Annotated in this window: 19 protein-coding genes and 2 tRNA genes; 10 read left to right on the top strand and 11 right to left on the bottom strand. The window is 51.6% G+C overall.

Annotation, left to right across the window (positions count from 1 at the left end; all coding sequences use genetic code 11):
- The first annotated feature begins 153 nt into the window (after positions 1-153).
- On the top strand, positions 154-948 hold the full coding sequence (locus tag AC2FCQ_RS05825; RefSeq protein ID WP_265555722.1) for an AraC family transcriptional regulator: 795 nt from the start codon (positions 154-156) through the stop codon (positions 946-948).
- 129 nt (positions 949-1,077) lie between these two features.
- Here the strand turns inward: AC2FCQ_RS05825 and yfaE are convergent, their stop codons facing one another.
- The 4 genes from yfaE to ubiG all read right to left on the bottom strand — a co-directional run bounded on the left by yfaE (position 1,078) and on the right by ubiG (position 5,994).
- On the bottom strand, positions 1,078-1,338 hold the full coding sequence (gene yfaE / locus AC2FCQ_RS05820; RefSeq protein WP_209638975.1) for a class I ribonucleotide reductase maintenance protein YfaE: 261 nt from the start codon (positions 1,336-1,338) through the stop codon (positions 1,078-1,080).
- A 3-nt stretch (positions 1,339-1,341) separates the two neighbouring features.
- Positions 1,342-2,472, bottom strand: a complete 1,131-nt coding sequence (gene nrdB, locus AC2FCQ_RS05815; RefSeq protein WP_265555726.1) for a class Ia ribonucleoside-diphosphate reductase subunit beta — start codon at positions 2,470-2,472, stop codon at positions 1,342-1,344.
- Positions 2,473-2,542: 70 nt separating this feature from the next.
- On the bottom strand, positions 2,543-4,831 hold the full coding sequence (nrdA, locus tag AC2FCQ_RS05810; protein ID WP_209638979.1) for a class 1a ribonucleoside-diphosphate reductase subunit alpha: 2,289 nt from the start codon (positions 4,829-4,831) through the stop codon (positions 2,543-2,545).
- 437 nt (positions 4,832-5,268) lie between these two features.
- Positions 5,269-5,994: a bifunctional 2-polyprenyl-6-hydroxyphenol methylase/3-demethylubiquinol 3-O-methyltransferase UbiG gene (gene ubiG / locus AC2FCQ_RS05805; RefSeq protein WP_209638981.1), complete on the bottom strand. Its 726-nt coding sequence runs from the start codon at positions 5,992-5,994 to the stop codon at positions 5,269-5,271.
- A gap of 212 nt (positions 5,995-6,206) precedes the next feature.
- On the opposite strand from ubiG, the gene gyrA reads away from it, so the two are divergent.
- Both gyrA and rcsC read left to right on the top strand, forming a co-directional pair.
- The gene (gyrA, locus tag AC2FCQ_RS05800; RefSeq protein WP_490658445.1) at positions 6,207-8,858 is read left to right on the top strand and encodes a DNA topoisomerase (ATP-hydrolyzing) subunit A; all 2,652 of its coding nucleotides are present in this window, start codon (positions 6,207-6,209) and stop codon (positions 8,856-8,858) included.
- 160 nt (positions 8,859-9,018) lie between these two features.
- On the top strand, positions 9,019-11,889 hold the full coding sequence (gene rcsC / locus AC2FCQ_RS05795) for a two-component system sensor histidine kinase RcsC (protein ID WP_209638985.1): 2,871 nt from the start codon (positions 9,019-9,021) through the stop codon (positions 11,887-11,889).
- A gap of 53 nt (positions 11,890-11,942) precedes the next feature.
- On the opposite strand, the gene rcsB is transcribed toward rcsC, so the two are convergent.
- From rcsB to AC2FCQ_RS05775, 4 genes are read right to left on the bottom strand one after another with little or no spacing between them, the layout of a single operon-like run.
- On the bottom strand, positions 11,943-12,593 hold the full coding sequence (rcsB, locus tag AC2FCQ_RS05790) for a response regulator transcription factor RcsB (RefSeq protein WP_037420903.1): 651 nt from the start codon (positions 12,591-12,593) through the stop codon (positions 11,943-11,945).
- Complete coding sequence (gene rcsD / locus AC2FCQ_RS05785; protein ID WP_490308462.1) at positions 12,586-15,288, bottom strand: phosphotransferase RcsD; 2,703 nt, start codon at positions 15,286-15,288, stop codon at positions 12,586-12,588. Before rcsD ends, rcsB begins: the two co-directional genes overlap by 8 nt.
- 21 nt (positions 15,289-15,309) lie before the next feature.
- Positions 15,310-16,464, bottom strand: coding sequence for an MFS transporter (locus tag AC2FCQ_RS05780; protein WP_265555736.1), 1,155 nt, complete (start codon positions 16,462-16,464; stop codon positions 15,310-15,312).
- 55 nt (positions 16,465-16,519) lie between these two features.
- Positions 16,520-16,924, bottom strand: coding sequence for a DUF4186 domain-containing protein (locus tag AC2FCQ_RS05775; RefSeq protein ID WP_209638991.1), 405 nt, complete (start codon positions 16,922-16,924; stop codon positions 16,520-16,522).
- A 712-nt stretch (positions 16,925-17,636) separates the two neighbouring features.
- On the opposite strand from AC2FCQ_RS05775, the gene ompC reads away from it, so the two are divergent.
- Together ompC and AC2FCQ_RS05765 are read left to right on the top strand one after the other, a co-directional pair.
- Positions 17,637-18,767 (top strand): porin OmpC, encoded by a 1,131-nt coding sequence (gene ompC / locus AC2FCQ_RS05770; RefSeq protein ID WP_037420895.1) that lies wholly within the window; start codon positions 17,637-17,639, stop codon positions 18,765-18,767.
- Between the two features lie 153 nt (positions 18,768-18,920).
- The gene (locus AC2FCQ_RS05765; protein ID WP_209638993.1) at positions 18,921-19,337 is read left to right on the top strand and encodes a VOC family protein; all 417 of its coding nucleotides are present in this window, start codon (positions 18,921-18,923) and stop codon (positions 19,335-19,337) included.
- Here AC2FCQ_RS05765 and AC2FCQ_RS05760 read toward each other — a convergent pair.
- Entirely contained in the window at positions 19,331-19,909 is a 579-nt protein-coding gene (locus AC2FCQ_RS05760) for a TetR/AcrR family transcriptional regulator (protein ID WP_404759234.1), read from the bottom strand. The two genes, AC2FCQ_RS05765 and AC2FCQ_RS05760, sit on opposite strands and share 7 nt — an antisense overlap.
- A 112-nt stretch (positions 19,910-20,021) precedes the next feature.
- Here AC2FCQ_RS05760 and AC2FCQ_RS05755 point away from each other — a divergent pair, with 112 nt between their 5' ends.
- On the top strand, positions 20,022-20,489 hold the full coding sequence (locus tag AC2FCQ_RS05755) for a nuclear transport factor 2 family protein (protein ID WP_404759235.1): 468 nt from the start codon (positions 20,022-20,024) through the stop codon (positions 20,487-20,489).
- A gap of 6 nt (positions 20,490-20,495) precedes the next feature.
- Here AC2FCQ_RS05755 and AC2FCQ_RS05750 read toward each other — a convergent pair whose 3' ends face one another.
- Entirely contained in the window at positions 20,496-21,398 is a 903-nt protein-coding gene (locus AC2FCQ_RS05750) for a LysR substrate-binding domain-containing protein (protein WP_490308461.1), read from the bottom strand.
- 79 nt (positions 21,399-21,477) lie between these two features.
- On the opposite strand from AC2FCQ_RS05750, the gene blaSPR reads away from it, so the two are divergent.
- The 4 genes from blaSPR (at position 21,478) to AC2FCQ_RS05730 (ending at position 23,232) form a co-directional block, all read left to right on the top strand.
- Positions 21,478-22,374 carry an SPR family subclass B3 metallo-beta-lactamase gene (gene blaSPR, locus AC2FCQ_RS05745; RefSeq protein WP_490308460.1) on the top strand — a complete coding sequence of 299 codons (897 nt, stop codon included), beginning with the start codon at positions 21,478-21,480 and terminating at the stop codon, positions 22,372-22,374.
- Between the two features lie 202 nt (positions 22,375-22,576).
- Entirely contained in the window at positions 22,577-22,906 is a 330-nt protein-coding gene (gene osmE, locus AC2FCQ_RS05740; protein ID WP_037420878.1) for an osmotically-inducible lipoprotein OsmE, read from the top strand.
- Between the two features lie 156 nt (positions 22,907-23,062).
- Positions 23,063-23,150 (top strand) — tRNA-Ser (locus AC2FCQ_RS05735).
- Positions 23,151-23,156: 6 nt separating this feature from the next.
- Positions 23,157-23,232 (top strand) — tRNA-Thr (locus AC2FCQ_RS05730).
- 135 nt (positions 23,233-23,367) lie between these two features.
- On the opposite strand, the gene AC2FCQ_RS05725 is transcribed toward AC2FCQ_RS05730, so the two are convergent.
- Complete coding sequence (locus AC2FCQ_RS05725) at positions 23,368-24,054, bottom strand: LexA family protein (protein WP_490308459.1); 687 nt, start codon at positions 24,052-24,054, stop codon at positions 23,368-23,370.
- Between the last annotated feature and the right edge of the window lie 160 nt (positions 24,055-24,214).

Below are 24,214 nucleotides of genomic sequence, written 5' to 3'. Positions count from 1 at the left end.
GACATCTCTCCATATGTGTTCTTTTCTATTGAGATCGTGAGCGTACTGCCGTGACGCTCTGGAAAGATTTCATTATGCGAGTCATGGCAAAAGCCGATATAACGGCATATGGACTATAAATAGTGATTAATGGCCAATGTGAGGGATGAAAACGTGCAGTATCAACATGACTTCAGCGAGTGGTTGGCGGGGCCATCGTTGATTGCACTTGGCGGCGATGATGTGCCAGACACGGAGTTCCGGCTCGGCACGCGTGAGTACGACTGGCATCAGCATGCTCGCGGGCAGGTGTTTTGTGTCGAGACGGGGTTGATTCACGTTCAGACTGTACAAGGTTCCTGGGTACTGCCGCCGCAGCGGGCAGGATGGATCCCGCCAGGGACAGTGCATAAAGTGCAAGTTTGCGGTGCTCTGACCGGTTGGAGCCTGCTGATCACGCCAGACGTTTGTACTGATTTGCCATCAGAGCCCTGTGTCATTGGCACCAGCGAACTTCTCAGGGCCTTGGTCAAACGGGCGGTGACGTGGGAAAAACACGACGTGTTGCAACCCGAACAAGAACGGATGGTATCCGTGATGTTTGACGAAATACGCCGTGCACCGGATGAACCCCTCCATTTACCGATGCCGCGGCATCCTCGCCTTACTCGCATTCTGCGTGCATTACTGGAAGAACCTGGCAGTGATCGTTCATTAGAGGAGTGGGCAAAATGGGGGGCGATCTCGTCGCGCAGCCTGCGGCGGTTAATGATGGCAGAAACCGGGTTAAGTTTTGCACAGTGGCGGCAACAGGCCCGATTATCCTATGCCTTGGCCCGCCTAGCTAACGGTGAGGCCGTCACGCAGATCGCGGAGGCGCTGGGCTACGCGTCGCCGAGTAATTTTATTGCCATGTTTCGCCGTGCTTTTGGCGAGCCGCCCGCACGCTATTTTACGGGACGCCCCTAAAAGGCCTCAATGCGAATAAGGGCTGGGGTTTTACAAGGATATAGGGATTGAGGCATGTTTGAGACTGTTCGTCTTGGGCATGGTGTGAAAATGCGGATAATTTAGGTGATTGAAGGTTATTTTTGAAAATCAAATTTCCAGCTCGATGTCCGTCAGCGGCATGCAGCAGCAGGGCAGGATCTCGCCGTCATTGATAAACGCCAGCGGCTGTTGGTGATAGGTCACTTCGCCTTTTACCAATTTCAGGCGGCAGGCGCCGCAATAGCCTGAGCGGCACTGGTATTCCACTTCGACGTTGTGCAATTCCAGGACATCGAGCAGGCTGCGTTCATTCTTGGGGCAGGATAGCTGCGTACCTGTGGTACGCAGCGTCACATTGGATGATGACATCGCTTAGAGTTCGAAGTCGCTCAGGTCGTCGGCATGCACTTCCGAGTCGATCTGGCCTACCAAATAGGAACTGACTTCCACTTCCTGCGGCGCAACCTGGACGTTGTCGGAGACTAACCAGGCGTTGATCCACGGGATCGGGTTAGAGCGGGTTGCGAACGGCAGGCCGAGGCCCACTGCCTGCATGCGGATATTGGTGATGTATTCCACATACTGACACAGGATGTCCTTGTTCAGGCCGATCATAGAACCGTCACGGAACAGGTACTCTGCCCACTCTTTTTCCTGCTCTGCCGCCAGCACGAACAGGTCGTAGCACTGCTGTTGACACTCAACGGCGATTTCCGCCATTTCCGGGTCATCGGCACCGGAACGCATCAGGTTCAGCATGTGCTGTGTGCCGGTCAGGTGTAACGCTTCATCACGGGCGATCAGTTTGATGATTTTAGCGTTGCCTTCCATCAGTTCGCGTTCCGCAAAGGCGAATGAACAGGCGAAGCTGACATAGAAGCGGATAGCTTCCAGGGCGTTGACGCTCATCAGGCACAGATAAAGCTGTTTTTTCAGCGCACGCAGGCTGACGGTGACGGTTTTACCGTTGACCTGGTGTGTGCCTTCCCCCAACAGGTGGTAGTAACCCGTCATCTCGATCAGATCGTCGTAGTAGCCGGAAATGTCTTTCGCGCGCTTGAGGATCTCTTCGTTGGTGACGATATCATCAAACACGATCGCCGGATCGTTGACGATATTACGGATAATATGGGTGTAAGAACGGGAGTGGATGGTCTCGGAGAATGACCAGGTTTCCACCCAGGTTTCCAGTTCCGGGATCGAGATCAGCGGCAACAGCGCCACGTTAGGGCTTCGGCCCTGGATCGAGTCCAGCAGCGTCTGGTATTTCAGGTTGCTGATGAAAATGTGCTTTTCATGATCCGGCAGTGCCTGATAGTCAATACGGTCACGGGAGACGTCAACTTCTTCAGGACGCCAGAAGAAAGACAGTTGCTTCTCAATCAGTTTTTCGAAAATTTCATGTTTTTGCTGATCGAAACGCGCAACGTTAACGGACTGACCGAAAAACATCGGCTCCAGTAACTGATTGTTTTTGTTCTGAGAAAATGTGGTGTAAGCCATAAGCCTGAATCCATTAGTGCCGTGCTGAATTAAGAGGGGCCGGAAGAGTTCCGGCCCGCTGTGTCAAACTTTAGATCTTGCAGGCGCCGCTTTCGCAATCATCATCGCCGTCTTTAGCCGGCAACAAATCTTCCTGGACATCTTCTGCACCGTCGCGGGTGTTCTGATAATACAGCGTCTTGACACCAAACTTGTAGGTGGTGAGCAGGTCTTTCAACAGCTGCTTCATAGGCACCTTGCCGCCCGGGAAACGGGTCGGATCATAGTTGGTGTTGGCAGAAATCGACTGGTCGATAAATTTCTGCATCAGACCGACCAGTTGCAGGTAACCGTCGTTGTTCGGCATTTCCCACAGCAGTTCGTAGTCGTTTTTCAGACGCTCATATTCTGGCACTACCTGGCGCAAAATACCGTCTTTCGACGCTTTGATACTGATGTGGCCACGTGGTGGCTCAATGCCGTTGGTGGCGTTGGAAATCTGCGAAGAGGTTTCCGAAGGCATCAGCGCTGACAGGGTGGAGTTACGCAGACCGGTTTCCACGATCTCTTTACGCAACGTTTCCCAGTCGTAGTGCAGAGGCTCCTGGCAAATGACATCCAAATCTTTCTTGTAGGTGTCGATTGGCAAGATACCCTGCGAATAGGTGGTTTCATTGAACCACGGGCAGGCGCCTTGCTCCTGAGCCAGACGGTTCGATGCCTTCAGCAGGTAATACTGGATAGCTTCGAATGTCTTGTGGGTCAGAGCGTTAGCGCTGCCGTCAGAGTAACGCACGCCGTTCTTCGCCAGGTAGTAAGCATAGTTGATCACGCCAATACCCAAAGTACGGCGGCCCATCGCGCCACGGTGAGCGGCTTTGATTGGGTAGTCCTGGTAGTCCAGCAGGGCGTCCAGCGCACGTACTGCCAGGGTAGCCAACTCTTCCAGATCGTCCAGGCTTTCGATAGCGCCCAGGTTAAAGGCCGACAGCGTACACAGGGCGATTTCGCCGTTTTCGTCGTTGACGTCGTCCAGCGGCTTGGTCGGCAGAGCGATTTCCAGGCACAGGTTAGACTGGCGCACCGGTGCGATCTGCGGATCAAACGGGCTGTGGGTATTGCAGTGGTCGACGTTCTGGATGTAGATACGGCCGGTTGAGGCACGTTCCTGCATCATCAGTGAGAACAGTTCAACCGCTTTCACACGTTTCTGACGAATACTGTCGTCTTGTTCGTACTGGGTGTAAAGACGTTCGAATTCGTCTTGATTGGCGAAGAACGCATCATACAAACCAGGGACATCAGACGGGCTGAACAGGGTGATGTCCTGGCCCTTGATCAGGCGCTGGTACATCAGGCGGTTCAACTGCACGCCATAGTCCATGTGTCGAACGCGGTTGCCTTCAACGCCACGGTTGTTCTTCAGTACCAACAGACTTTCAACTTCCAGATGCCACATCGGGTAGAACAGGGTGGCTGCGCCACCGCGAACGCCGCCTTGAGAGCAGGATTTTACCGCGGTCTGGAAATGCTTGTAGAAAGGGATACAGCCGGTATGGAAGGCTTCACCACCGCGGATCGGGCTACCCAGCGCGCGGATGCGGCCAGCGTTGATACCGATACCGGCGCGTTGCGAAACATATTTCACAATGGCGCTGGAGGTCGCGTTGATGGAATCCAGGCTGTCACCACACTCGATCAGCACGCAAGAGCTGAACTGGCGGGTTGGGGTGCGTACGCCGGACATGATTGGCGTAGGCAATGAAATCTTGAAGGTGGAAATCGCGTCGTAGAAACGTTTGATGTAATCCAGACGGGTTTCACGCGGATAGTTGGAGAACAGGCAAGCTGCCACCAGGATATACAAGAACTGCGCGCTCTCGTAGATCTCACCGCTGACGCGGTTCTGCACCAGGTATTTCCCTTCCAGCTGCTTAACGGCCGCGTAGGAGAAATTCATATCACGCCAGTGATCGATAAAGGAGTCCATCTGCTCGAACTCTTCAGAGCTGTAGTCTTCCAGCAGATGCTTATCGTACTTGCCCATTTCTACCATGCGCGCTACGTGATCGAGCAGCTTTGGCGGCTCAAATTGGCCGTAAGCTTTTTTGCGCAGGTGGAAGATTGCCAGGCGTGCTGCCAAATACTGGTAGTCCGGCGCATCGCGCGAGATCAGATCGGCTGCAGCTTTGATGATGGTTTCATGAATATCAGCAGTTTTGATGCCGTCATAAAACTGAATGTGGGAACGCAACTCTACTTGAGAAACCGAGACGTTATTTAACCCTTCCGCGGCCCAGTCGATGACGCGGTGGATTTTGTCGAGGTTGATGCGCTCTTTACGGCCATCGCGTTTAGTTACAAGCAGACTTTGGTTCATGTGGTGTTTTACCTGTCCGTATGGTGCCCCTAAGCAGAAGTGTAGTAGCTCTGCTCAGTATGTAAACACTATATATAGGGGGTGTATGTCGGTGAGGTAACAAGATAGTGAGAAAATAGGGCGTTTGCAAGTGAACAAAAGTGGGCTAATTTGTGGATAACTTGGGGGTGAAATGTGACTTGTCTTTGGAAGTGCGCGCTGTGACTGGCGCGACAAGCTTGTCAATAAGTGGGATAAGAATTTCCCTATAATCAGAAAAACGTGATCGTTTGCCGCTTTATTAAACGTTAGAAAAAAACGGCATATTGATCTGATTTAATATTCTTAAAAACTGTTTACAACGGTGATTTTGATCGAAAGCGGATAAATTAGGTATTTATCTTACTGTTAGCTGCGCACCGGAGCTGGCAAGCCAGTCCCGGCGCGGGACGGATGACTCAGCCTTCGTGCTGAGTATGTACCATATAGTTCACATCAACGTTACGACCCAGTTTGAAATGGTCGGTAATCGGATTGTAATGCAGACCAATCATGTGTTTTTCGCGTAGCGGTGTGCCATCAACCCAGCCGATCAGTTCAGAAGGGCGAATGAACTTCTTGTGATCGTGTGTACCCTGCGGCACCATTTTCAAGATGTATTCTGCACCAACCACCGCCATCAGCCAGGCTTTGGTGTTGCGGTTGATGGTGGAGAAGAACACGTGGCCGCCCGGTTTCACCAGGTGAGCACAGGCGCGTACTACGGAGGCCGGGTCGGGGACGTGTTCCAGCATTTCCATGCAGGTGATGACATCATACTGTTGCGGGTTGGCCTGCGCATGGCTCTCTACCGTTTCCTGTATGTAATTCACTGCCATGCCGCTTTCCAACGCGTGCAGCCGAGCGACCTGCAGCGGTTCAGCACCCATGTCCAACCCGGTGACCAGAGCGCCTTCACGTGCCATGCTTTCCGCTAAGATGCCGCCGCCACAGCCCACGTCGAGCACTTTTTTGTCAAAAATGCCGCCGGCACGCTGCAGGATGTAGTTCAGGCGCAACGGGTTGATACGGTGCAGCGGTTTGAATTCACCTTCCAAATCCCACCAGCGTGAGGCAACGGCCTCGAACTTGGCGATTTCATGATGGTCTACGTTTTGCGCTTGGCTGGATGATTCTGCATTCATGGGCGTATTTGGCTCCTGGTTCTCGTTGCGCGGATTATACATGTTCCGGCGCAGCGCCGTCTGCGCCGATGCATTTTTACCGCACATATATGCACAATTTCAGTTAAAGAGCGGCGGTTATTTTCCCGTAAAGCGTGCTTTGTGATATAGTTTTACACCTTTGCCACTATGGCAGCGGGCAGATGAATCATTAGTAGAGGGATAGCAGCTCCATGAGCGACCTTGCCAGAGAAATCACACCGGTAAACATCGAAGACGAGTTGAAAAACTCGTATCTGGACTACGCGATGTCCGTCATTGTCGGACGTGCGCTGCCAGATGTTCGTGATGGACTGAAGCCGGTGCATCGCCGCGTACTGTACGCGATGAATGTACTGGGTAACGACTGGAATAAACCATACAAGAAATCGGCCCGTGTCGTCGGGGACGTGATCGGTAAATATCACCCTCACGGTGACAGCGCGGTTTACGACACCATCGTGCGTTTGGCCCAACCGTTCTCGCTGCGCTATATGCTGGTGGACGGTCAGGGTAACTTCGGTTCCGTCGACGGCGACTCCGCTGCGGCGATGCGTTATACCGAAGTGCGCATGTCCAAAATTGCTCACGAACTGCTGGCGGATCTGGAAAAAGAAACCGTCGATTTTGTGCCTAACTATGATGGCACCGAACAGATCCCAGCGGTCATGCCAACCAAGATCCCGAACCTGCTGGTCAACGGCTCGTCAGGTATCGCTGTGGGCATGGCGACCAATATTCCGCCACATAACCTGTCAGAGGTTATCAACGGGTGTTTGGCGTATATCGATGATGAAAACATCAGCATCGAAGGCCTGATGGAGCACATCCCAGGGCCGGACTTCCCGACTGCAGCGATCATCAACGGCCGTCGCGGTATCGAAGAGGCCTATCGCACTGGGCGTGGTAAAGTTTACGTCCGCGCACGCGCTGAAGTAGAAGCCGACGCCAAAACGGGTCGCGAAACCATCATTGTTCACGAGATCCCGTATCAGGTGAACAAGGCGCGTCTGGTCGAAAAGATCGCCGAACTGGTCAAAGAAAAACGCGTTGAAGGCATTAGCGCGCTGCGTGACGAGTCTGACAAAGACGGTATGCGTATCGTCATTGAAGTCAAACGTGATGCGGTCGGTGAAGTGGTGCTGAACAACCTGTACTCGCTGACTCAGCTGCAGGTGACCTTCGGTATCAACATGGTGGCATTGCATCAGGGGCAGCCAAAACTGCTGAACCTGAAGGATATTTTGCAGGCGTTTGTTCGCCACCGCCGTGAAGTGGTTACCCGTCGTACCATCTTTGAACTGCGTAAAGCGCGCGATCGTGCCCATATCCTGGAAGCGTTAGCCATTGCGCTGGCGAATATCGATCCGATTATTGAAATGATCCGTCGTGCGCCAACCCCTGCGGAAGCCAAAGTTGCGCTGGTTGCTCAAGCGTGGGAGCTTGGCAACGTGAGCGCCATGCTGGAACGCGCCGGTGACAATGCTGCTCGCCCTGAGTGGCTGGAGCCGGAGTTCGGTATCCGTGACGGTAAGTACTACCTGACCGAGCAGCAAGCCCAGGCGATTTTGGATCTGCGTCTGCAGAAACTGACCGGTCTGGAGCATGAAAAGCTGCTGGACGAATATAAAGAGCTGCTGACGGCGATTGCTGAGCTGATCTTTATTCTGGAAAACCCAGACCGTCTGATGGAAGTGATCCGCGAAGAGCTGATTGCAATCAAAGAGCTGTATAACGACGGTCGCCGTACTGAAATTACCGCCAACACTTCAGATATCAATATCGAAGACCTGATCAACCAGGAAGACGTGGTCGTTACGCTGTCGCACCAAGGCTATGTGAAGTATCAGCCGTTGAGTGACTATGAAGCGCAACGCCGTGGCGGTAAAGGCAAGTCAGCTGCACGTATCAAAGAAGAAGACTTTATCGATCGCCTGTTGGTTGCCAACACCCACGATACGATCCTGTGCTTCTCCAGCCGTGGCCGTTTGTACTGGATGAAGGTGTACCAACTGCCTGAAGCCAGCCGTGGTGCGCGCGGGCGTCCAATCGTCAACTTGTTGCCGCTGGAAGCCAATGAGCGTATCACCGCTATCCTGCCTGTACGCGAGTACGAAGAAGGGCGTCACGTGTTTATGGCGACGGCCAGCGGCACAGTGAAGAAAACCGCCTTGACCGAGTTTAGCCGCCCACGCAGTGCCGGCATCATCGCCGTTAACCTCAATGAGGGTGACGAGTTGATTGGTGTTGACCTGACCGACGGCAGCAACGAAGTCATGCTGTTCTCTGCCAATGATAAAGTGGTTCGCTTCCCAGAAACGCAGGTGCGTTCGATGGGCCGTACTGCTACCGGTGTTCGCGGTATCAATCTGGGTGAAGGCGACAGCGTTATTTCCCTGATTGTGCCACGCGGTGAAGGCGATATCCTGACCGTCACCCAGAACGGCTACGGGAAACGTACAGCCGTGACCGAATATCCGACCAAATCACGCGCCACCCAAGGGGTTATCTCTATTAAGGTGAGCGAGCGTAATGGTCAGGTTGTGGGTGCGGTACAGGTTGAAACGACCGATCAGATCATGATGATCACCGATGCCGGTACGCTGGTACGTACTCGCGTATCTGAAGTCAGCGTGGTGGGTCGTAACACCCAAGGTGTTACGCTGATCCGTACTGCTGAAGACGAGAACGTCGTCGGTCTGCAGCGCGTTGCCGAACCGGTGGAAGACGAAGAGCTCGACAGCTTGGAGCCGGGTGCGGAAGGCGCAGAAGAAGACGCAGCGCCGCTGGACGAAGGCGATGATGATTCTGACGCGGTAGACAATGCGGATGATGATAACGCCTAAGTTGTAGGGGGGCGTGTCTCCCCTGTTGCATTGGTATGAAGGGCCTGGCAGCGATGCTAGGCCCTTTTTCAGTTATATGGTTTAATTACCAAACCCAAACCAGAGATACCGTCTCTGATATGAATTCGCTGGTCGCCACTTACTTCTGTATGGTATCCGATTGAAATATTTAGCCTCTTTTCGTACCACGTTAAAAATATCCCGCTATCTGTTCCGTGTACTGGCGATTATGTTGTGGTCGTTGGGAGCGTTGCTCACCACCTTCTATATCCTGAATATCCTGCACCAGAAAGAGTCTGACATCCGTCAAGACTACAATTTGAATTTTGATCAGGCGCAGGGATATATCCGTCATTCTGCCGATATCATTCGTGATATTAAGTACATGGCAGAAAATCGTCTCAATGGTTCGGTCAATAGTCTGGACATGTTCAGCGGCATCTTCCCCGGCAAGAGCAGCGCCCCGGAGTTTTTCCCGTTGTATCCTGAGTCCAACTGTTCACTTAACACCACATACCGCAGTTCGCTTACGTCGCTGAGCGGGCTGATTCAATACTGGAAAGAGAATTTTGTCGCAGCCTATGACCTCAATAGGGTGTTCTTCATCGGCGGCGACAGCCTGTGCATGGCGGAGTTTGGTGGCAGCAGCGGTGTCGCCAACCGGGCAGACGCGCTCAAAACCCTGCATGAGCGAATCCTCAAATACCGTAACGCCAAAAACCAGGACAAAGACAATAATCTGTACTGGATAAGCCCAAGCCAACAGCGGCCGGATGTCGGCTATTTGTATGTGCTGACCCCAATTTATATTGGCAACAAGCTCGAGGCGTTGCTGGGCATTGAGCAGACGATACGTTTAGAAGACTTCGTCACCGCTGGCAACCTGCCGATTGCGGTGACTCTGCTCGATGAGAATAACGATCCGATATTGCGGCTGGCAGATGGCGAGCGCGATGTGCAAGCGTCCAGCAGCTACCCGGACGAGCAAGCCTACTTTGGTTATGTGGATAATTACCGCGATCTCATCATGAAAAAGGCGCTGCCACCGTCATCGCTCAGCATTGTGTATTCCGTGCCGGTGAAGACCGTGGTTGAGCGTTTCAAGATGCTGATACTCAATGCGATATTGCTTAATTTGCTGTCCGCTATTGTGCTGTTCACACTGGCCTGGCTATTTGAGCGGAAAATGTTTTTGCCAGCGGAGGACAATGCGTTCCGGTTGGAAGAGCATGAGCAGTTTAACCGCAAAATTGTTGCTTCGGCGCCGGTGGGGATTTGTATTTTACGTATCAGCGATGGCACGAACATTCTGAGTAACGAGCTGGCGCATAACTACATCAATTTACTGACTCATGAAGACCGCGATCGCATTACACGCATCATTTGCGAACAGCAGGCAAATTTTGTCGATGTGATGACCAGTAATAACAATAACCTGCAAATCAGCTTTGTTCATTCCCGCTACCGCAACGAGGATGTGGCGATCTGTGTGTTGGTCGACGTCAGCGCCCGCGTGAAAATGGAAGAGTCGCTGCAGGAGATGGCGGCGGCGGCTGAGCAGGCCAGCCAGTCGAAGTCGATGTTCCTGGCGACGGTGAGTCACGAACTGCGCACCCCCTTGTACGGTATCATCGGCAACCTCGATTTGTTGCAAACCAAGGAACTGCCGCAGGGCGTCGATCGGTTGGTCAATGCGATGAACAACTCCTCGGGACTGCTGCTGAAGATTATCAGTGATATTCTCGACTTCTCCAAAATTGAGTCCGAACAGCTGAAAATTGAGCCACGCGAGTTTTCCTGCCTGGAAGTGATCACCCATATTGCCGGCAACTATTTGCCGCTGGTGGTGAAGAAACGTCTGGGCTTGTACTGCTTTATCGAACAAAACGTGCCGGAACGTATTTCAGGCGATCCGGTACGGTTGCAGCAGGTCTTATCTAACTTGTTGAACAACGCCATTAAGTTTACCGATACCGGTTGTATCATCTTGCAGGTCTGCACGCGCGGCAGTTATCTGGAGTTCAGCGTTCGCGATACCGGCGTCGGCATTCCTGAGAAAGAAATCACCCGCTTGTTTGATCCGTTCTTCCAGGTGGGGACTGGCGTTCAGCGTCATTTCCAGGGGACTGGGCTGGGGCTGGCGATTTGTGAAAAGCTGATTAACATGATGGACGGTGACATTGCTGTTGAATCCGAACCGGGATTGGGCAGCATGTTTACTATCCGCATCCCCCTGTTTAATGCACTGTTCCCGATCCCGCAGGCCAGTGACACCTGGCAGGGGAGAACACTGTGGCTGGATATCCGCAATCAACGGCTAGAAAGCTATCTGATGGCGATCCTGGGCGGTTATGGCGCTACGATGTTACGCTATCAGGGGGAGAATACTGCCGCGAGTGATGTGATGCTCAGTGACCATCCACTGATGATCGGTACGCCGCTGCTGGCGCAAATCCAATTCTCTATTGAGCATATTGGTCCGTCGCAGGAGACCCGGCCGGGTTACTGGATGCACAGTACTTCGACGCCGCGTGAAACCATCGCATTGCTTAACCGGCTATTTGGTACTCTTGATGAAAGTGGCAATACTCTGATGCAATTACCTTTGCCGGTTAAGGCCAGCAAGGTAGACAACGGCGATATTCATTTGCTGGTGGTGGATGACCATCCTATTAACCGCCGGTTGTTGTCCGATCAGTTGAGCTCGCTGGGTTACCAAGTGGTGACGGCGAATGATGGTGTCGATGCATTAGATGTGCTGAATCACAATAGGGTCGATATTGTGCTGACCGACGTTAACATGCCGAACATGGATGGGTATCTCCTGACTCAGCGTTTGCGTCAATTGCACTTTACCTCACCGGTGATCGGCGTGACGGCGAATGCGTTGGCGGAAGAGAAACAGCGTTGTATCGAGGCAGGGATGGACAACTGCCTGTCAAAACCGGTGACGTTAGAAACGTTAGAACAAACGCTGGCATATTACAGTCAGCAGGTACGCCGCCTGCGCGCTGAGCGGGAAGAGAAATAAAAAGCAAAAGGGCGCAGCATGATGCCGCGCCCTTTGAGCACCACCGGACGGTTTTAGTCTTTGTCCAACGGTGCCATGCTGACAGAAGAGAGGTAGTTGAGCAGCGCGATATCGTTCTCAACACCCAGCTTCATCATGGCCGATTTTTTCTGGCTACTGATGGTTTTGATGCTGCGATTGAGCTTCTTGGCGATCTCAGTCACCAGGAAACCTTCGGCGAACAGGCGCAGTACTTCGCTCTCTTTCGGTGACAGACGCTTATCACCGTAGCCACTGGCGCTGATCCTCTCCAACAGTTTGGAGACGCTTTCCGGCGTGAACTTTTTGCCTTTCTGCAATGCGGCCAGTGCTTTAGGCAGGTCAGTGGGTGCACCTTGCTTCAACACGATGCCTTCAATATCCAGATCCAACACGGCACTCAGAATTGCCGGGTTGTTGTTCATAGTCAGAACGATGATCGACAATTGCGGATAATGGCGTTTGATGTATTTGATCAGCGTAATGCCATCGCCATACTTATCACCAGGCATCGAAAGATCGGTGATCAGGACGTTAGCGTCCAGTTTGGACAGATTGTTGATCAGTGCTGTTGAGTCTTCAAACTCCCCAACGACATTCACCCATTCAATTTGCTCAAGTGACTTCCGGATGCCAAACAGTACGATAGGATGGTCATCAGCAATAATTACGTTCAGGTTATTCATGTTGTTGGCTACCTTGCTGCAGCAGTCTACTGACGAAAAAATCAATCTGACTGATGTTATTCTCGATCTTGAGCGCATCACCGTCTGCGATGTGCTGTTCTAACGATTCACACAGTTGCTTACCGGGAAGCAGATTTAACATGGCAAACACGCCTTTTAGGCGATGTGCGGTCTGTGACAGAGCATTGAAATCACTGCTGCCCGCCTCAGTATACAGTTTTTTGACATCGTCGGGTACTGTATCGACAAACAGGCCATAGTAATCACTTGATTTCAATTGTTTTTCATAGAGTTGGATGTCATTTGCGGTCAGCGAAAGCGCACTTTCCTGCTGTTCCAGAGCGGCCATTTGCTGCTCAATCAGCATGAGAACGGCGTCGATCATTGCACCACTCAGGTTATAGTTTACTCGAATGTACCGTTTTTCAAGCTGTTGCCACCCGGCCTCATCGCTGGTCAGCAGCAAGGTATAATCGTCAGCCCGTTGTGGGTTATCCGTCAGTAGCACGTCGTAATCGCGATTAATCTGTCGTTCATCGGTTACGATGCAGCTTGCACCATAGGCATGCAGCAGGTGAGTGACAATGCCGCGGACTTCCTCAGAAGTAATGTCCAGCAGCGCCGTTACGCCATCGAGCAGTTTTTCCTGTGCTTCCGCGTCTTTTTTCTCCATCTCCATCGGCACACGGATGGTATAGCGCGTGCCGATATCCACCTTGCTGCGTATATCCAACTGCCCATTAAGCTTTTTGCACAGTTGGTTGCACAGGAAGAATGTGAGGCCGGAGCCATGATTAAAGCGATCCACCAACGTCTGGCTAAGGAACGGGTAGTTCAGATTGCTGATTTCCTCATTGGAAATTCCAGAGCCGGTGTCGTTAATATGGAACACCAGGCGATCGGGGTGTTCGGGTTCATGATCGACCACCAGCGAAATCTTGCCGCAGGACGTGGTGATAATGGCGTAATGCACCAACAGAGAGAGCACTTTGCGTAGCGCGTCGGCGTCACCCACATAGTGCTGCTCAACATCGAGTTGGAAATGGTTAAACAGCGTCAGCCCTTTTTGATTGATGGACGGCAGGGCTTCACGCAGTAATTCATCAATCAAGACAGACGGACTGAAAGGATGGCGCGAAGGCTGCCAATCCTGGGTTTCCAGGCGGGTGAGCAGGGTGATATTTTCAATCAGGCCCAGCACCGATGAAGACTGTGCCGTCAGCTGTTTCAGCAGTGCTTGCTGCTGTTCTTCATCGGGTTGGGTGCGCAGGCGGTCGGCCTGGTCGTGCATTTGGCGCACCGGCTGATTCAGCTCAATACCCAGATTATGCAACATCAGTTTACGCGCCTGCACGTTCTTGTCGTATTCGCGCTGTGCTTGCTGCAGGCGCTTGTTCACCATCACTTCTTTGTCCTGATCATTGAGCAGGAACAGATACGTTTCCGGCGACAGCTGGCTGCGGAAGATACGAATCTCATACACCTCGTTGTTGACTGTCGCCTGGATAACGCCGTGGTGCTGTTCGGCCATATGGGCAATTTTTTGCAGGCTGAGGTGAGGTAGCAGGTGCTGGGCAATCTTATTACTGGCAATGACGGTGTTACTGGTGAAGTTATACACCAGCAGGCCTGAAGGTAAACTGGCGATGATTTCCTGATTCAGTGCGCGCTCGGTTTCCAGCTCCACGGCCATATTTTCGCTCGGGCGAATGTATTGGCGACGAATAAAGTAAATGCCCACCATCGACAGCGCCAACAGCAACAGGTTGATGGCGATCAACCAGATATTGTTGCGCAGTAGATCAATGGCGAGGTTGATAGCAGAGACGCGATAAACCACTTTCAGCGGTGCATTGGGCAGTGGGGCACTGAACTCGACCCAGTTGCCGGTCATTGAGACACCGGCATTGGTCGCGGTATCTCCCGAAACAGCGCTGTCATCCAGAGTCATATCATCAGGCAGCAGCATAAAGTTGGCGCGTGCCATATTGATAGGAATGATGTCATTAATCGGCAGATCAAAGGCGATCACCGTGGCCAGATGCCCCGGTTGGTTAAAGGTGGTGCGGATTGAAAATGAATAAGCGTTTTGGAAGCGCTGCTTACGCAGTGCAGAAAAGCTTTCACGTTCATCGAGCATGTTGGCTTGCTGCAGCATCTCGGCCCGGCGATCCTCCGCCGAGGTCGTCAGGTAACTTTCTTTGAAGCGTGAGGCCAGTTCTTTTAGCGGTTGAGTGGTGATCAAACTCAGGCTGTTGTCTTGGCCATTGAGATAATACATGGCGTAATTTTCGGTCTTGGCTCCCCAGCGGGTATCCAGATAATCTGAAATGTTGGCGATCATCGCCAAGGTGCCTTCGTCATGGCTGCCGAAAATTATCGCATCCGTTTTCTTATGCGGTTTTTCCAGGTAATAAACGTCCGGACGCAGTCGAGTTTCCTGCAGGCTGGGATCTACGTTTAAAGAGGGGGCATTGCCGAACTTGTCGTAAATTTGATAGGTGATGTAACGGTAACTATCAATACGTTTTTGCAGGGCGTTGGCGATGCTATTCAGTGCATACTTTTTTTCTGCCACCCAGGCATTGGTATAGTTGTAGCCGTACAGGCCGATAGCAATCGTCAGCAGTACAGCAAATAACAGGAAGCAGCGGGTGATATTGCTTGAGCTAATCGTCAGTTGTTTATTTTGCATAGTTGACTGCGTATTCCTGAATCAACGGGTTACGGCTCTGGCGCTGGCGGTGACCGCCAGAAGTAATACTGCAACGCAGGCAAAAGCCGCTGTCAGACTCGAGAATTGTGCGATGAATCCGATCAGTGCAGGCCCCGCGAGAATACCGGCATAACCCACGGTGGTGACGGAGGCAATGGCCAGGTTTGCGGGCATATCGTGCTGATTGCCAGCGGCACTGAACAAAATCGGCACCACATTAGAGGCTCCCAGGCCGACCAACATAAACCCCATCAACGAAATGATGGCGTTATTGAAGACAATGGCCAGACTGAGGCCAATCGCGGCGCACAGGCTGCCGAGCAGCAACACTTTGTATCGACCCAGCGTGTTCACCACCCGATCGCCATTCAGCCTGCCGATGGTCATGGTGATAGAGAATAATGCATAGCCTAGCCCTGCCTGGCTGTGATCGACACCCCGCAAGGTGGTGAGGAACAGAGCACTCCAGTCGAGCATCGAACCTTCGGCGAGGAACATAATAAAGCACAGAATACCGATAAACATGACCCAACCGCGTGGCAGCACGAACATTGGGCCGCCTTCTTCGCCGCCGCTTTCACGCAGTAAATTGCGGCTGGCGAGCATCAATAGCGCGGCGATGGTTAATACGGTGATCCACGTTGCGACTAAGGGCGATAATCCTAGCCATAGCATCACGCTGACTCCACCGGCACCGGCAATGCCACCCACACTGAAAAAACCGTGGAAACCCGACATCATCGCTTTGCCACTGGCGCGTTCGACCACCACGGCTTGCACGTTCATCGCCACATCAATCATGCCGATTGCCGCACCAAACAGCAGCAGGGCAAGCGCCATACCTGTCGTGGTATTCATCAGCACCAGCAGGGGTAAATCAATACACAATGCCAGACCGGCCAGCAAAATCACCGGGCGACACCCCAGCTTACCTGTCAGATAGCCGGTTAATGGCATTGCCAACATCGAACCGGCACCAATGCACAACAGCAGCAACCCCAGAGAACCGTCATCTATACCGATGCGCGCTTTGGCAAATGGCACAAGCGGTGCCCAAGCGGCCATGCCGAAGCCGGCGACAAAAAAGGCCAACCGCGTGGCTATCTGCGCCGGAACGCCAGGTTTTTGCTGTTCATTGCACAAGGTGGATGTCATGTGGGCATCAGGATCTGTTGTGGGAGTATGGGCTGAAAGTTATGGAGTGTTTTTATCACAATCCGCGATCCGGGTCGAAAGGATTTGCGCTGTCATCGGCCTTTACGCTGGCTCTGCGTTCCAACCACAAAGCAATGACGGCCACAATATAGTGCTTTTGCTGTTCGTCCAGGGCTTGGCCTGGTGGAATATTATGCCATTTGGCCAGACAGCCGCGACAACAGGTGGCCGTGGCGTGCTGCGCGACAAACACCGGATGCCCGCGCATTGGCGTTTGTTTGCCGTCGTTTTTTGGAAACGGCGCGGCAAGTCGTTGCTCGATAAAGTCTCGAGCGTGGCTGAGGATCAGCGGCAGACCTTTGATTTCAAAATAGAGTTGGTCTTTGGCGTTAAGACGGAACTTGGCGCGGAAAGGGGAGCTCTGTAGCCGACGCCATAGTGCTTCGGGTTGCAATAGCATAGGTCATTTTCTTTTGGGTATTTATTGCAGACTATCAAAATAGACACTGTGCGGCCAATGTTGCCGTCTTAAACTGTTCTATACCCCAATGGATAGCTATTTAATCAATACAACGCTTTCCAAATTAATGCGCTTAATATGTAGACGATAATAGAAGAAAAGATTAGCGATTAGTGCGGAAGTTAATTGGCGGGATGATATCTGTAGGTGATTATTTTTTAGCGAAAAGTGCGCTTAACGGCAGAATGTGGCGAAAATGTGAGGAAATAAAAAACCGGCCAGAAGCCGGTCGAAGTGTTCAGAAATTATCTTACAGATAATGAAGGTAATAATGAAAATAATGATGATAGCGGGATTATTATAACGGCAGTGTTCCGAGGCGCTTTTGGCACAATGTGCTTATTGGGTGTGACTTTTGTATGCCAGTCTGTTTTTTCTTAAAGTTTTGTATAACTGCATGATTTTATATCTATAAGTGTATTTTTTGGCATTGTGTGCCTTATTTTGTTTGTCTGTAATGTTTTGTGAAAGTTCGCTCATGTTTACATTTGGAAACCTTTATTAATCACAATGAAACACTATCGGATACTTGGTATCATTTTCTTTCTGGATTAATATTACCCTTGTTACCAGAATGGTAATGCACAGTCGTGCTAATAATGCTCAAAAGAGCAGTGGCCATAGCTCGACATAATTAACGAGGATAATAACAATGAAACTTCGAGTACTCTCTCTGATAGTACCCGCTCTGCTGGTTGCAGGCACAGCAGGCGCGGCGGAAATCTACAACAAAGACGGTAATAAACTGGATTTGTACGGTAAAATCGATGGTCTTCACTATTTCTCCGATAACAGTGGCTCCGATGGTGATATGTCTTATATGCGTTTCGGCCTGCGCGGCGAAACACAAATCAGCGATCAACTGACCGGCTATGGCCAGTGGGAATATCAGGCAAACCTTAACCACGCGGAAAGCCAGGATAACAAAAACTTTACCCGTTACGGTTTTGCCGGTCTGAAGTTTGGTGACTACGGTTCATTCGATTACGGTCGTAATACCGGCGTGCTGTATGACGTAGCCGCTTATACCGACTTGCAGCCTGAGTTTGATGGGTCTACGTACGGCGCTGACCAGTTCATGTTCCAGCGTTCCAGCGGTTTGGCAACTTACCGTAACACCGACTTCTTCGGTCTGGTGGACGGCCTGAACTTTGCCCTGCAGTACCAAGGTAAAAACGGCAGCGGTGAAGAGTCTAACAATGGCCGTGATGTGCTGGGTCAAAACGGCGACGGCTACGGCATGTCGGTGAACTACGATCTGGGCTATGGCATTAGCGCCGCAGGTGCTTTCTTCAACTCTAAACGTACAACCCAGCAGAACGGCGGTGACGGTTATAGCGGCATCATGGGCCGTGGCGATCGCGCTGAAGGTTATTCAGGTGGTCTGAAATATGACGCGAACGACACCTACCTGGCCGTGATGTTCACTCAATCCTACAACGCTGCCCGCTTCGGTTCTTCAAGCAGCGATGCCTATGGCTATGCCAACAAGGCACAAAGCTTCGAAGCCTATGCACACTACCAGTTTGATTTCGGCCTGCGTCCATTTGTTGGTTATAACCAAACCAAGGGTAAAAACCTGGGTCTGGCAGCTAACGGCAAGGATTATGGCGACGAAGATCTGGTCAAATTTGTTGACTTGGGTACCAGCTACTTCTTCAACAAAAACATGTCCACCTATGTTGACTACAAAATCAACCTGCTGGACGAGAATGACTTCACCAAAGCTGCCGGTATCAACACCGACAACGTGGTTGCCGTGGGCCTGGTTTACCAGTTCTAAGCAACAGAGTGTGAATGTGACCACGCGGCCTTCGGGCCGCGTTTTTTTTGCCTGTGATTTGGCACGAATTGACATAACTGTGGCACGGATTGCCATTTTGACGTTCTGCCGTTTACCTACACTTCCTTCATCTAGATAAATCAGGAGGTTAGTATGAAACTCAATATTGAGCGGGTGATTGAAACGGTGTTGTATGTCAAAGATATCGAGCGCGCCGCCGCTTTCTATCAGCAAATATTAGCGTTGCCGGTTATGGTCGCCAACGCGCGCTTCCGCGCCTACAACGTGGGCCAGCAAAGCGTGTTGCTGTTGTTTATTGAAGGAGATTCGGTAAAGGGGGCACATTATCCTGAAGGGTATATTCCCCCACATGATGGCAATGGACCGCTGCATATTGGACTTGCGGTGACGAAAGAGCAGTTGCCGCATTGGGAGCAACACCTAACGGCGCATGGCATAGAGATAGAAGGGCGCATGAGTTGGGAACACGGTGGAGAGAGTATCTATTTCCGTGATCCCGACAATCATCTGTTGGAGCTGGTTACGCCGGGGATCTGGGCCAACTACTGAGTGTTCCAGGCTGCGGCTAGCGTCTTCAACATTTCTTCCAGCAGCTGCAGTGCATGTTGTGCCTGCTGCTCAATCTGTACTTTAACGATCGCGCCGTCAATCAACATCGCCAGCATCTCTGCCCGTTGTTCCCGTTCTGGGCCAGCGGGGAGATGGCGGGCAATCTCTTCAGACATCTGTTTCTTGTGCCGGTGCGCGATGTTCAGGCTTTCAGGCAGCATATCTGCCAGTTCGACCGCCGTATTGATAAACGCACAGCCGCGATACTGTGGATCGTTAAACCACTCTTCAAAACAGGGCACTAAAGCGAGGAGAACATCCCCACGTTGCGCGACATGTTTCTCTAGCGATGCGCTGAACCAAGTTAACCATTGCGCATGGCGATAAGCCAGGAACGCTTCAATCAGCTCATTCTTGCTAGGGAAGTGACGATAAAACGTGACCTTGGCCACGCCTGACTCGCTAATAATGCGATCGATACCTGTCGCACGTATCCCTTCACGGTAAAACAAATCATGGGCTGTCAGCAGAATACGCTGGCGCGGCGGTAGAGTGTTGCTGACAACAGACATCAAACATCTCCAGAAATATTGGTCACAGCGATTGTAGACAAGTCTGTCTACATGCGCTAGCTTATTTGTGTAGACAGACTTGTCTACATTATTAAAACCCAAGAGGTGAGTGATGAGCATTAAACCCCCGTTACCCCCGTTTACCCGTGAGTCGGCAATTGAGAAAGTCCGTTTGGCTGAGGATGCCTGGAACAGCCGCGATCCTGAACGGGTTTCGCAGGTCTATTCTGTCGACACCCACTGGCGCAACCGGGCTGAGTTCGTTGATGGCCGGGACGCCGTGTGTGCATTCTTACAACGGAAATGGGCGAAAGAGTTGGAGTATCGGTTAATTAAAGAGCTTTGGGCATTTGATGAGGCGCGTATTGCGGTCCGTTTTGCTTATGAATGGCGTGATGACTCCGGTAACTGGTACCGCAGTTTTGGCAACGAGAACTGGGAGTTTAATCCAGAAGGCTTGATGATTAACCGACATGCCTGCATCAACGATATGCCTATCCGCGAGCAGGACCGCAAATTCCACTGGCCGCTTGGCCGTCGCCCAGATGATATTGCGGCCCTGAGCGAGTTTGGCTTCTGATCCTTGTTACTGATAGTAGGGCCGTAGTTCTGCATGAAGAGTGGATATAAGCCTTTTTTTCCACTCTATTTCACCTTGGCGATAATGCGAGAACAGATGGCCCACTGCCAGATTGTCCTGAATGGGGAGGGTTCGCAGTCCCTGTTTATCCGGTTGGGCACTGAACCAAGGTTGTGGAACGACAGCCATTAAAGGGGCCGTCCGCAGCACTGGGGGTAATTGAGCATAATCGGCGCAGCTGAGTTGAATTCTACGCTGCAGCCCCTGCCGTTTTAGCTGGCGGTCCAGCTCATTTTCCTCTTGTGGCCACGGGTGGCAGTAATAGTGCGCATAGTCCGCTAATTCGCTGAATCTCAACCCACTCTTGTGCTGTAACGCCTGATGCAAAGGCGGCCCGAATACCGCCACCAGACGCGTACTGCCAATAAGTTCATACCGTAGTGCGCTGGTGCGTTGTTGATGATCGCCGACCGCGATGACCATATCGATACTGCCTTCCAGCAGTTCGTTGCGCCATGAACGGCGCTCAAAATTCTGGCAGCGGATAGCTGCATTGGCGAGCGTACTTTTCTGCGCTAAAAGCGGCAGTAAAATCGGGTACAGCGCGGGCGGGGCGACCAACGTGAAGTGTCGTGGCGTGTTCTGCACATGGCCGAACAGTTCATTGTCCAGTGAAGAGAAGAGCGGCGTCAGCTTTTCTTTCAGCGACAGAGCAAACAGGGTCGGTACTTGAGTGTGCCCTTCTCTGCGGAATAACGGTTCATCCAGCACTTCGCGCAGGCGGGCTAACGCGTGGCTGACCGCTGAGGTGCTGATACCCAGTTTATCTGCCGTTTTCTGGCTGGAGCCCGTGATGGTCAAAAGATAGAGCACTTTCAGCAGGTTCATGTCCATTTGTAGGATATTCATTAATGGCCTTATAAATTGAATACGCCTCAATATTGCTCTGAGTATACTTCAGCCCCGTTTACCTCCATAGAATTGGAATATGAAAAAGAACTTGGGTTATTTGGCCGTCATGACTATCACGTTGTGTTTCAACGTGCAGGCACAACTCAATCCTGCACAGCCGCTTTCCAGCGCACCGCCGTATACCTTGTTTGAAGAGTGGGCGCAGCCGGTGGCGCCATTTCAAATGTTCCCGCATGTTTATTATGTCGGTACCCGCAATCTTTCGTCCGTATTGTTGAGTACCCCTGAAGGGCTGATTTTGATCGACGCTGCATTAGATGCCAGTGCGCCTACGATAAGGGCGCACATTGAGGCGCTGGGCTTCGACATTAAGGATCTACGCTATATCCTCAACAGCCATGCGCGCCTTGATCAGGCGGGGGGCATCGCGCGGTTGAAGGCATGGAGCGGGGCGAAAGTGGTTGCCAGTGCCGCAAATGCCAGGCAGCTGGCGCTGGGAGGAAAACACGATTTTGCTCTCGGCGATGCGTTGAGCTTCCCCCCCGTGAAGGCCGATATCATCGTCGGTGACGGCGACAGCATTACATTGGGCGGTTTGACGTTAACAGCCTTGATGACGCCAGGCCATCTGCCAGGGGCGACATCGTGGTTGGCCACGCTGCGGCAGGGGGAGAAAAACTACCGGCTGGTGTATGCCGACAGCCTGGCAACGCCGGATTACTATTTGATCGACAATAAAAATTACCCCGACCTGGTGCAGGATATCCGCGGTAGCTTTGCCCGGCTTGCCAAACAGCAGGCGGATATTTTTATCGCCAATAAGGGAACGCGTTTCGATCTGGAAAATAAAATGGCACGTCTGCGGGCCGGTGATTTAGACGCTTTCATCGACAATCAGGGGTTGCAACGCTATGTGAGAGAATCACAAAAAGCCTTTGAGGCGCAGTTGCAAAAACAGCAGAAGGAAATGTAAATCCTGCAGTTGAGGGGGCCGTGACGCCAGGACGATGAGGGCGGCCGATCGCCGTTAGCTGACGAGCGGTTTTAGGGAGTCGCCTGCTGCGTTATCCACTAACGAATGGGAAAAGCGCACCGAGAGATAAAGCGAAATTTGTCGAAAAGCCTTTCTTCTTCTAGAGTTAGGGGACAATAAACGCACTCTAAGAGGACAAGCTATGACGAAGAAGCTGGTTTTAGCCGTTTGCACAGCGGCGGCATTTTCCATCCTGGCTGGCTGTACTGCGTATGACCGTGCCGCCAGTTATGTTGATGAGCCGGTGGTCAGCGACGTAAAAGTAGGGATGACCAAGCAGCAAGTTCGGGCCATTGCGGGCCCACCGTCAACCACGGCTACCCTGGTTCATGCGCAGGGCACTTGCGATACTTATGCTGTGGCACCGCGTGACGGCAAGGTGCAGACCTATTTTGTCAGCTACAACGACACGGGCCATGTAATGAACAAAGGGTATCAGACCTGTTCAGACTATGACTCCCAGCCTAAATAATCTGAGTGTTGCTGAGTAATTGAGCCCCGTTTATGCGGGGTTTTTCATTTTTTAACCACTGATGGTGCGAAGTTTAACCAAACGCACTTTTTCCTGCATTTTTTTGAATGAAACGATAGACATTTCATAACGGTAGCGCTAATATCTGCGCCCATTGGAAGGATGGCCGAGTGGTTTAAGGCAACGGTCTTGAAAACCGTCGAGTGTAACAGCTCCCAGAGTTCGAATCTCTGTCCTTCCGCCAAATTTAGCCGGCTTAGCTCAGTAGGTAGAGCAACTGACTTGTAATCAGTAGGTCACCAGTTCGACTCCGGTAGCCGGCACCATATACGCAGTACAGACGTTTAACACGTCTACGAACCCCAGTAATCTTAAAGATTACTGGGGTTTTTTGTTTTCTGGTTCTTCATAAGAAGTAAGTTGGTTATTTTAGTCCGTAGGGGAGCTGAAGAGCGATGTTGTTAAGGGTGCCAGGCACCCAACACTACCCCAAGGATATCGTACTCATTACCATTCAACGGAGTGAGTCCAGGCATAATCCCCTTAAGCCATTTGTGTTCCGCGTCTTCGACATAAATTCTAAAGACAAGCTCGTCAGAGTCTTGTTTTTTGGCAATGACTTTGTCACCGGAGACTAACTCAGTCACACCATATGTTGTTGGTTCTACAAGTATTAATGAGCCCTTTGGGTAGTTTACACCTACCGAACCACTCATCGTGTTGTCCCGCACCGTCAGCCAGTAAGCACTGGAACTGCAATTAACAACGGCAGGGTATTTTACGTTGTTGTTGTTTGGGTTTTTGTCGTGCAATAAAGGCAATGCCCACTCTAATAGAGGCAGAGTTCTAATATGGGCGCCTTGGTTTTGCTGAAGGGCGTCGGGGCTACGGCGTTTTTCAAGGTGTTCCAAGCCATCAAGCCAACCGATCTGGATAGAGAAAAATTGCTCAATTCGTCTGGCCATATCTCCGCTAATACCTTTCTTGCCTTTTTTACCTGCGGGATAAAGCATTCTGGAAACGTAATCAGCAGCGATGCCAAGGGCTTCCGCCATGCGCCTCTGCCCTCCAACGCCAAGGCTGTTGATCAGGGAGGAAAGGCGTACCCGCCGTGTTTCCTGCAGTTGATTTTTTTGCTCATTTTTCATAAGGCCATCGTACCCAAATTTACCGTTAGGTAAATGACTTTCTGGTATTGATAAAAAAATACCTTTGGGTATACTTGATACTGTTTATTTATACAGTATTTGGTTGGGTGAGGGTTTCTCAACATTTGGTGACACGGAGTCATTGGCGGTTTGGCAGCCC

The sequence above is a fragment of the Serratia sp. CoH_134_PS_4 genome (assembly GCF_058190535.1).
This window is presented reverse-complemented; position numbering and strand designations above follow the sequence as displayed.

Excerpts from the sequence above, each read along its gene's own strand:
- yfaE (WP_209638975.1), bottom strand. The coding sequence starts at position 1,338 with ATGTCATCATCCAATGTGACGCTGCGTACCACAGGTACGCAGCTATCC.
- nrdB (WP_265555726.1), bottom strand. The coding sequence starts at position 2,472 with ATGGCTTACACCACATTTTCTCAGAACAAAAACAATCAGTTACTGGAG.
- nrdA (WP_209638979.1), bottom strand. The coding sequence starts at position 4,831 with ATGAACCAAAGTCTGCTTGTAACTAAACGCGATGGCCGTAAAGAGCGC.
- ubiG (WP_209638981.1), bottom strand. The coding sequence starts at position 5,994 with ATGAATGCAGAATCATCCAGCCAAGCGCAAAACGTAGACCATCATGAA.
- gyrA (WP_490658445.1), top strand. The coding sequence starts at position 6,207 with ATGAGCGACCTTGCCAGAGAAATCACACCGGTAAACATCGAAGACGAG.
- rcsB (WP_037420903.1), bottom strand. The coding sequence starts at position 12,593 with ATGAATAACCTGAACGTAATTATTGCTGATGACCATCCTATCGTACTG.
- rcsD (WP_490308462.1), bottom strand. The coding sequence starts at position 15,288 with ATGCAAAATAAACAACTGACGATTAGCTCAAGCAATATCACCCGCTGC.
- AC2FCQ_RS05780 (WP_265555736.1), bottom strand. The coding sequence starts at position 16,464 with ATGACATCCACCTTGTGCAATGAACAGCAAAAACCTGGCGTTCCGGCG.
- AC2FCQ_RS05775 (WP_209638991.1), bottom strand. The coding sequence starts at position 16,924 with ATGCTATTGCAACCCGAAGCACTATGGCGTCGGCTACAGAGCTCCCCT.
- ompC (WP_037420895.1), top strand. The coding sequence starts at position 17,637 with ATGAAACTTCGAGTACTCTCTCTGATAGTACCCGCTCTGCTGGTTGCA.
- AC2FCQ_RS05765 (WP_209638993.1), top strand. The coding sequence starts at position 18,921 with ATGAAACTCAATATTGAGCGGGTGATTGAAACGGTGTTGTATGTCAAA.
- AC2FCQ_RS05760 (WP_404759234.1), bottom strand. The coding sequence starts at position 19,909 with ATGTCTGTTGTCAGCAACACTCTACCGCCGCGCCAGCGTATTCTGCTG.
- AC2FCQ_RS05755 (WP_404759235.1), top strand. The coding sequence starts at position 20,022 with ATGAGCATTAAACCCCCGTTACCCCCGTTTACCCGTGAGTCGGCAATT.
- AC2FCQ_RS05750 (WP_490308461.1), bottom strand. The coding sequence starts at position 21,398 with ATGAATATCCTACAAATGGACATGAACCTGCTGAAAGTGCTCTATCTT.
- blaSPR (WP_490308460.1), top strand. The coding sequence starts at position 21,478 with ATGAAAAAGAACTTGGGTTATTTGGCCGTCATGACTATCACGTTGTGT.
- osmE (WP_037420878.1), top strand. The coding sequence starts at position 22,577 with ATGACGAAGAAGCTGGTTTTAGCCGTTTGCACAGCGGCGGCATTTTCC.
- AC2FCQ_RS05725 (WP_490308459.1), bottom strand. The coding sequence starts at position 24,054 with ATGAAAAATGAGCAAAAAAATCAACTGCAGGAAACACGGCGGGTACGC.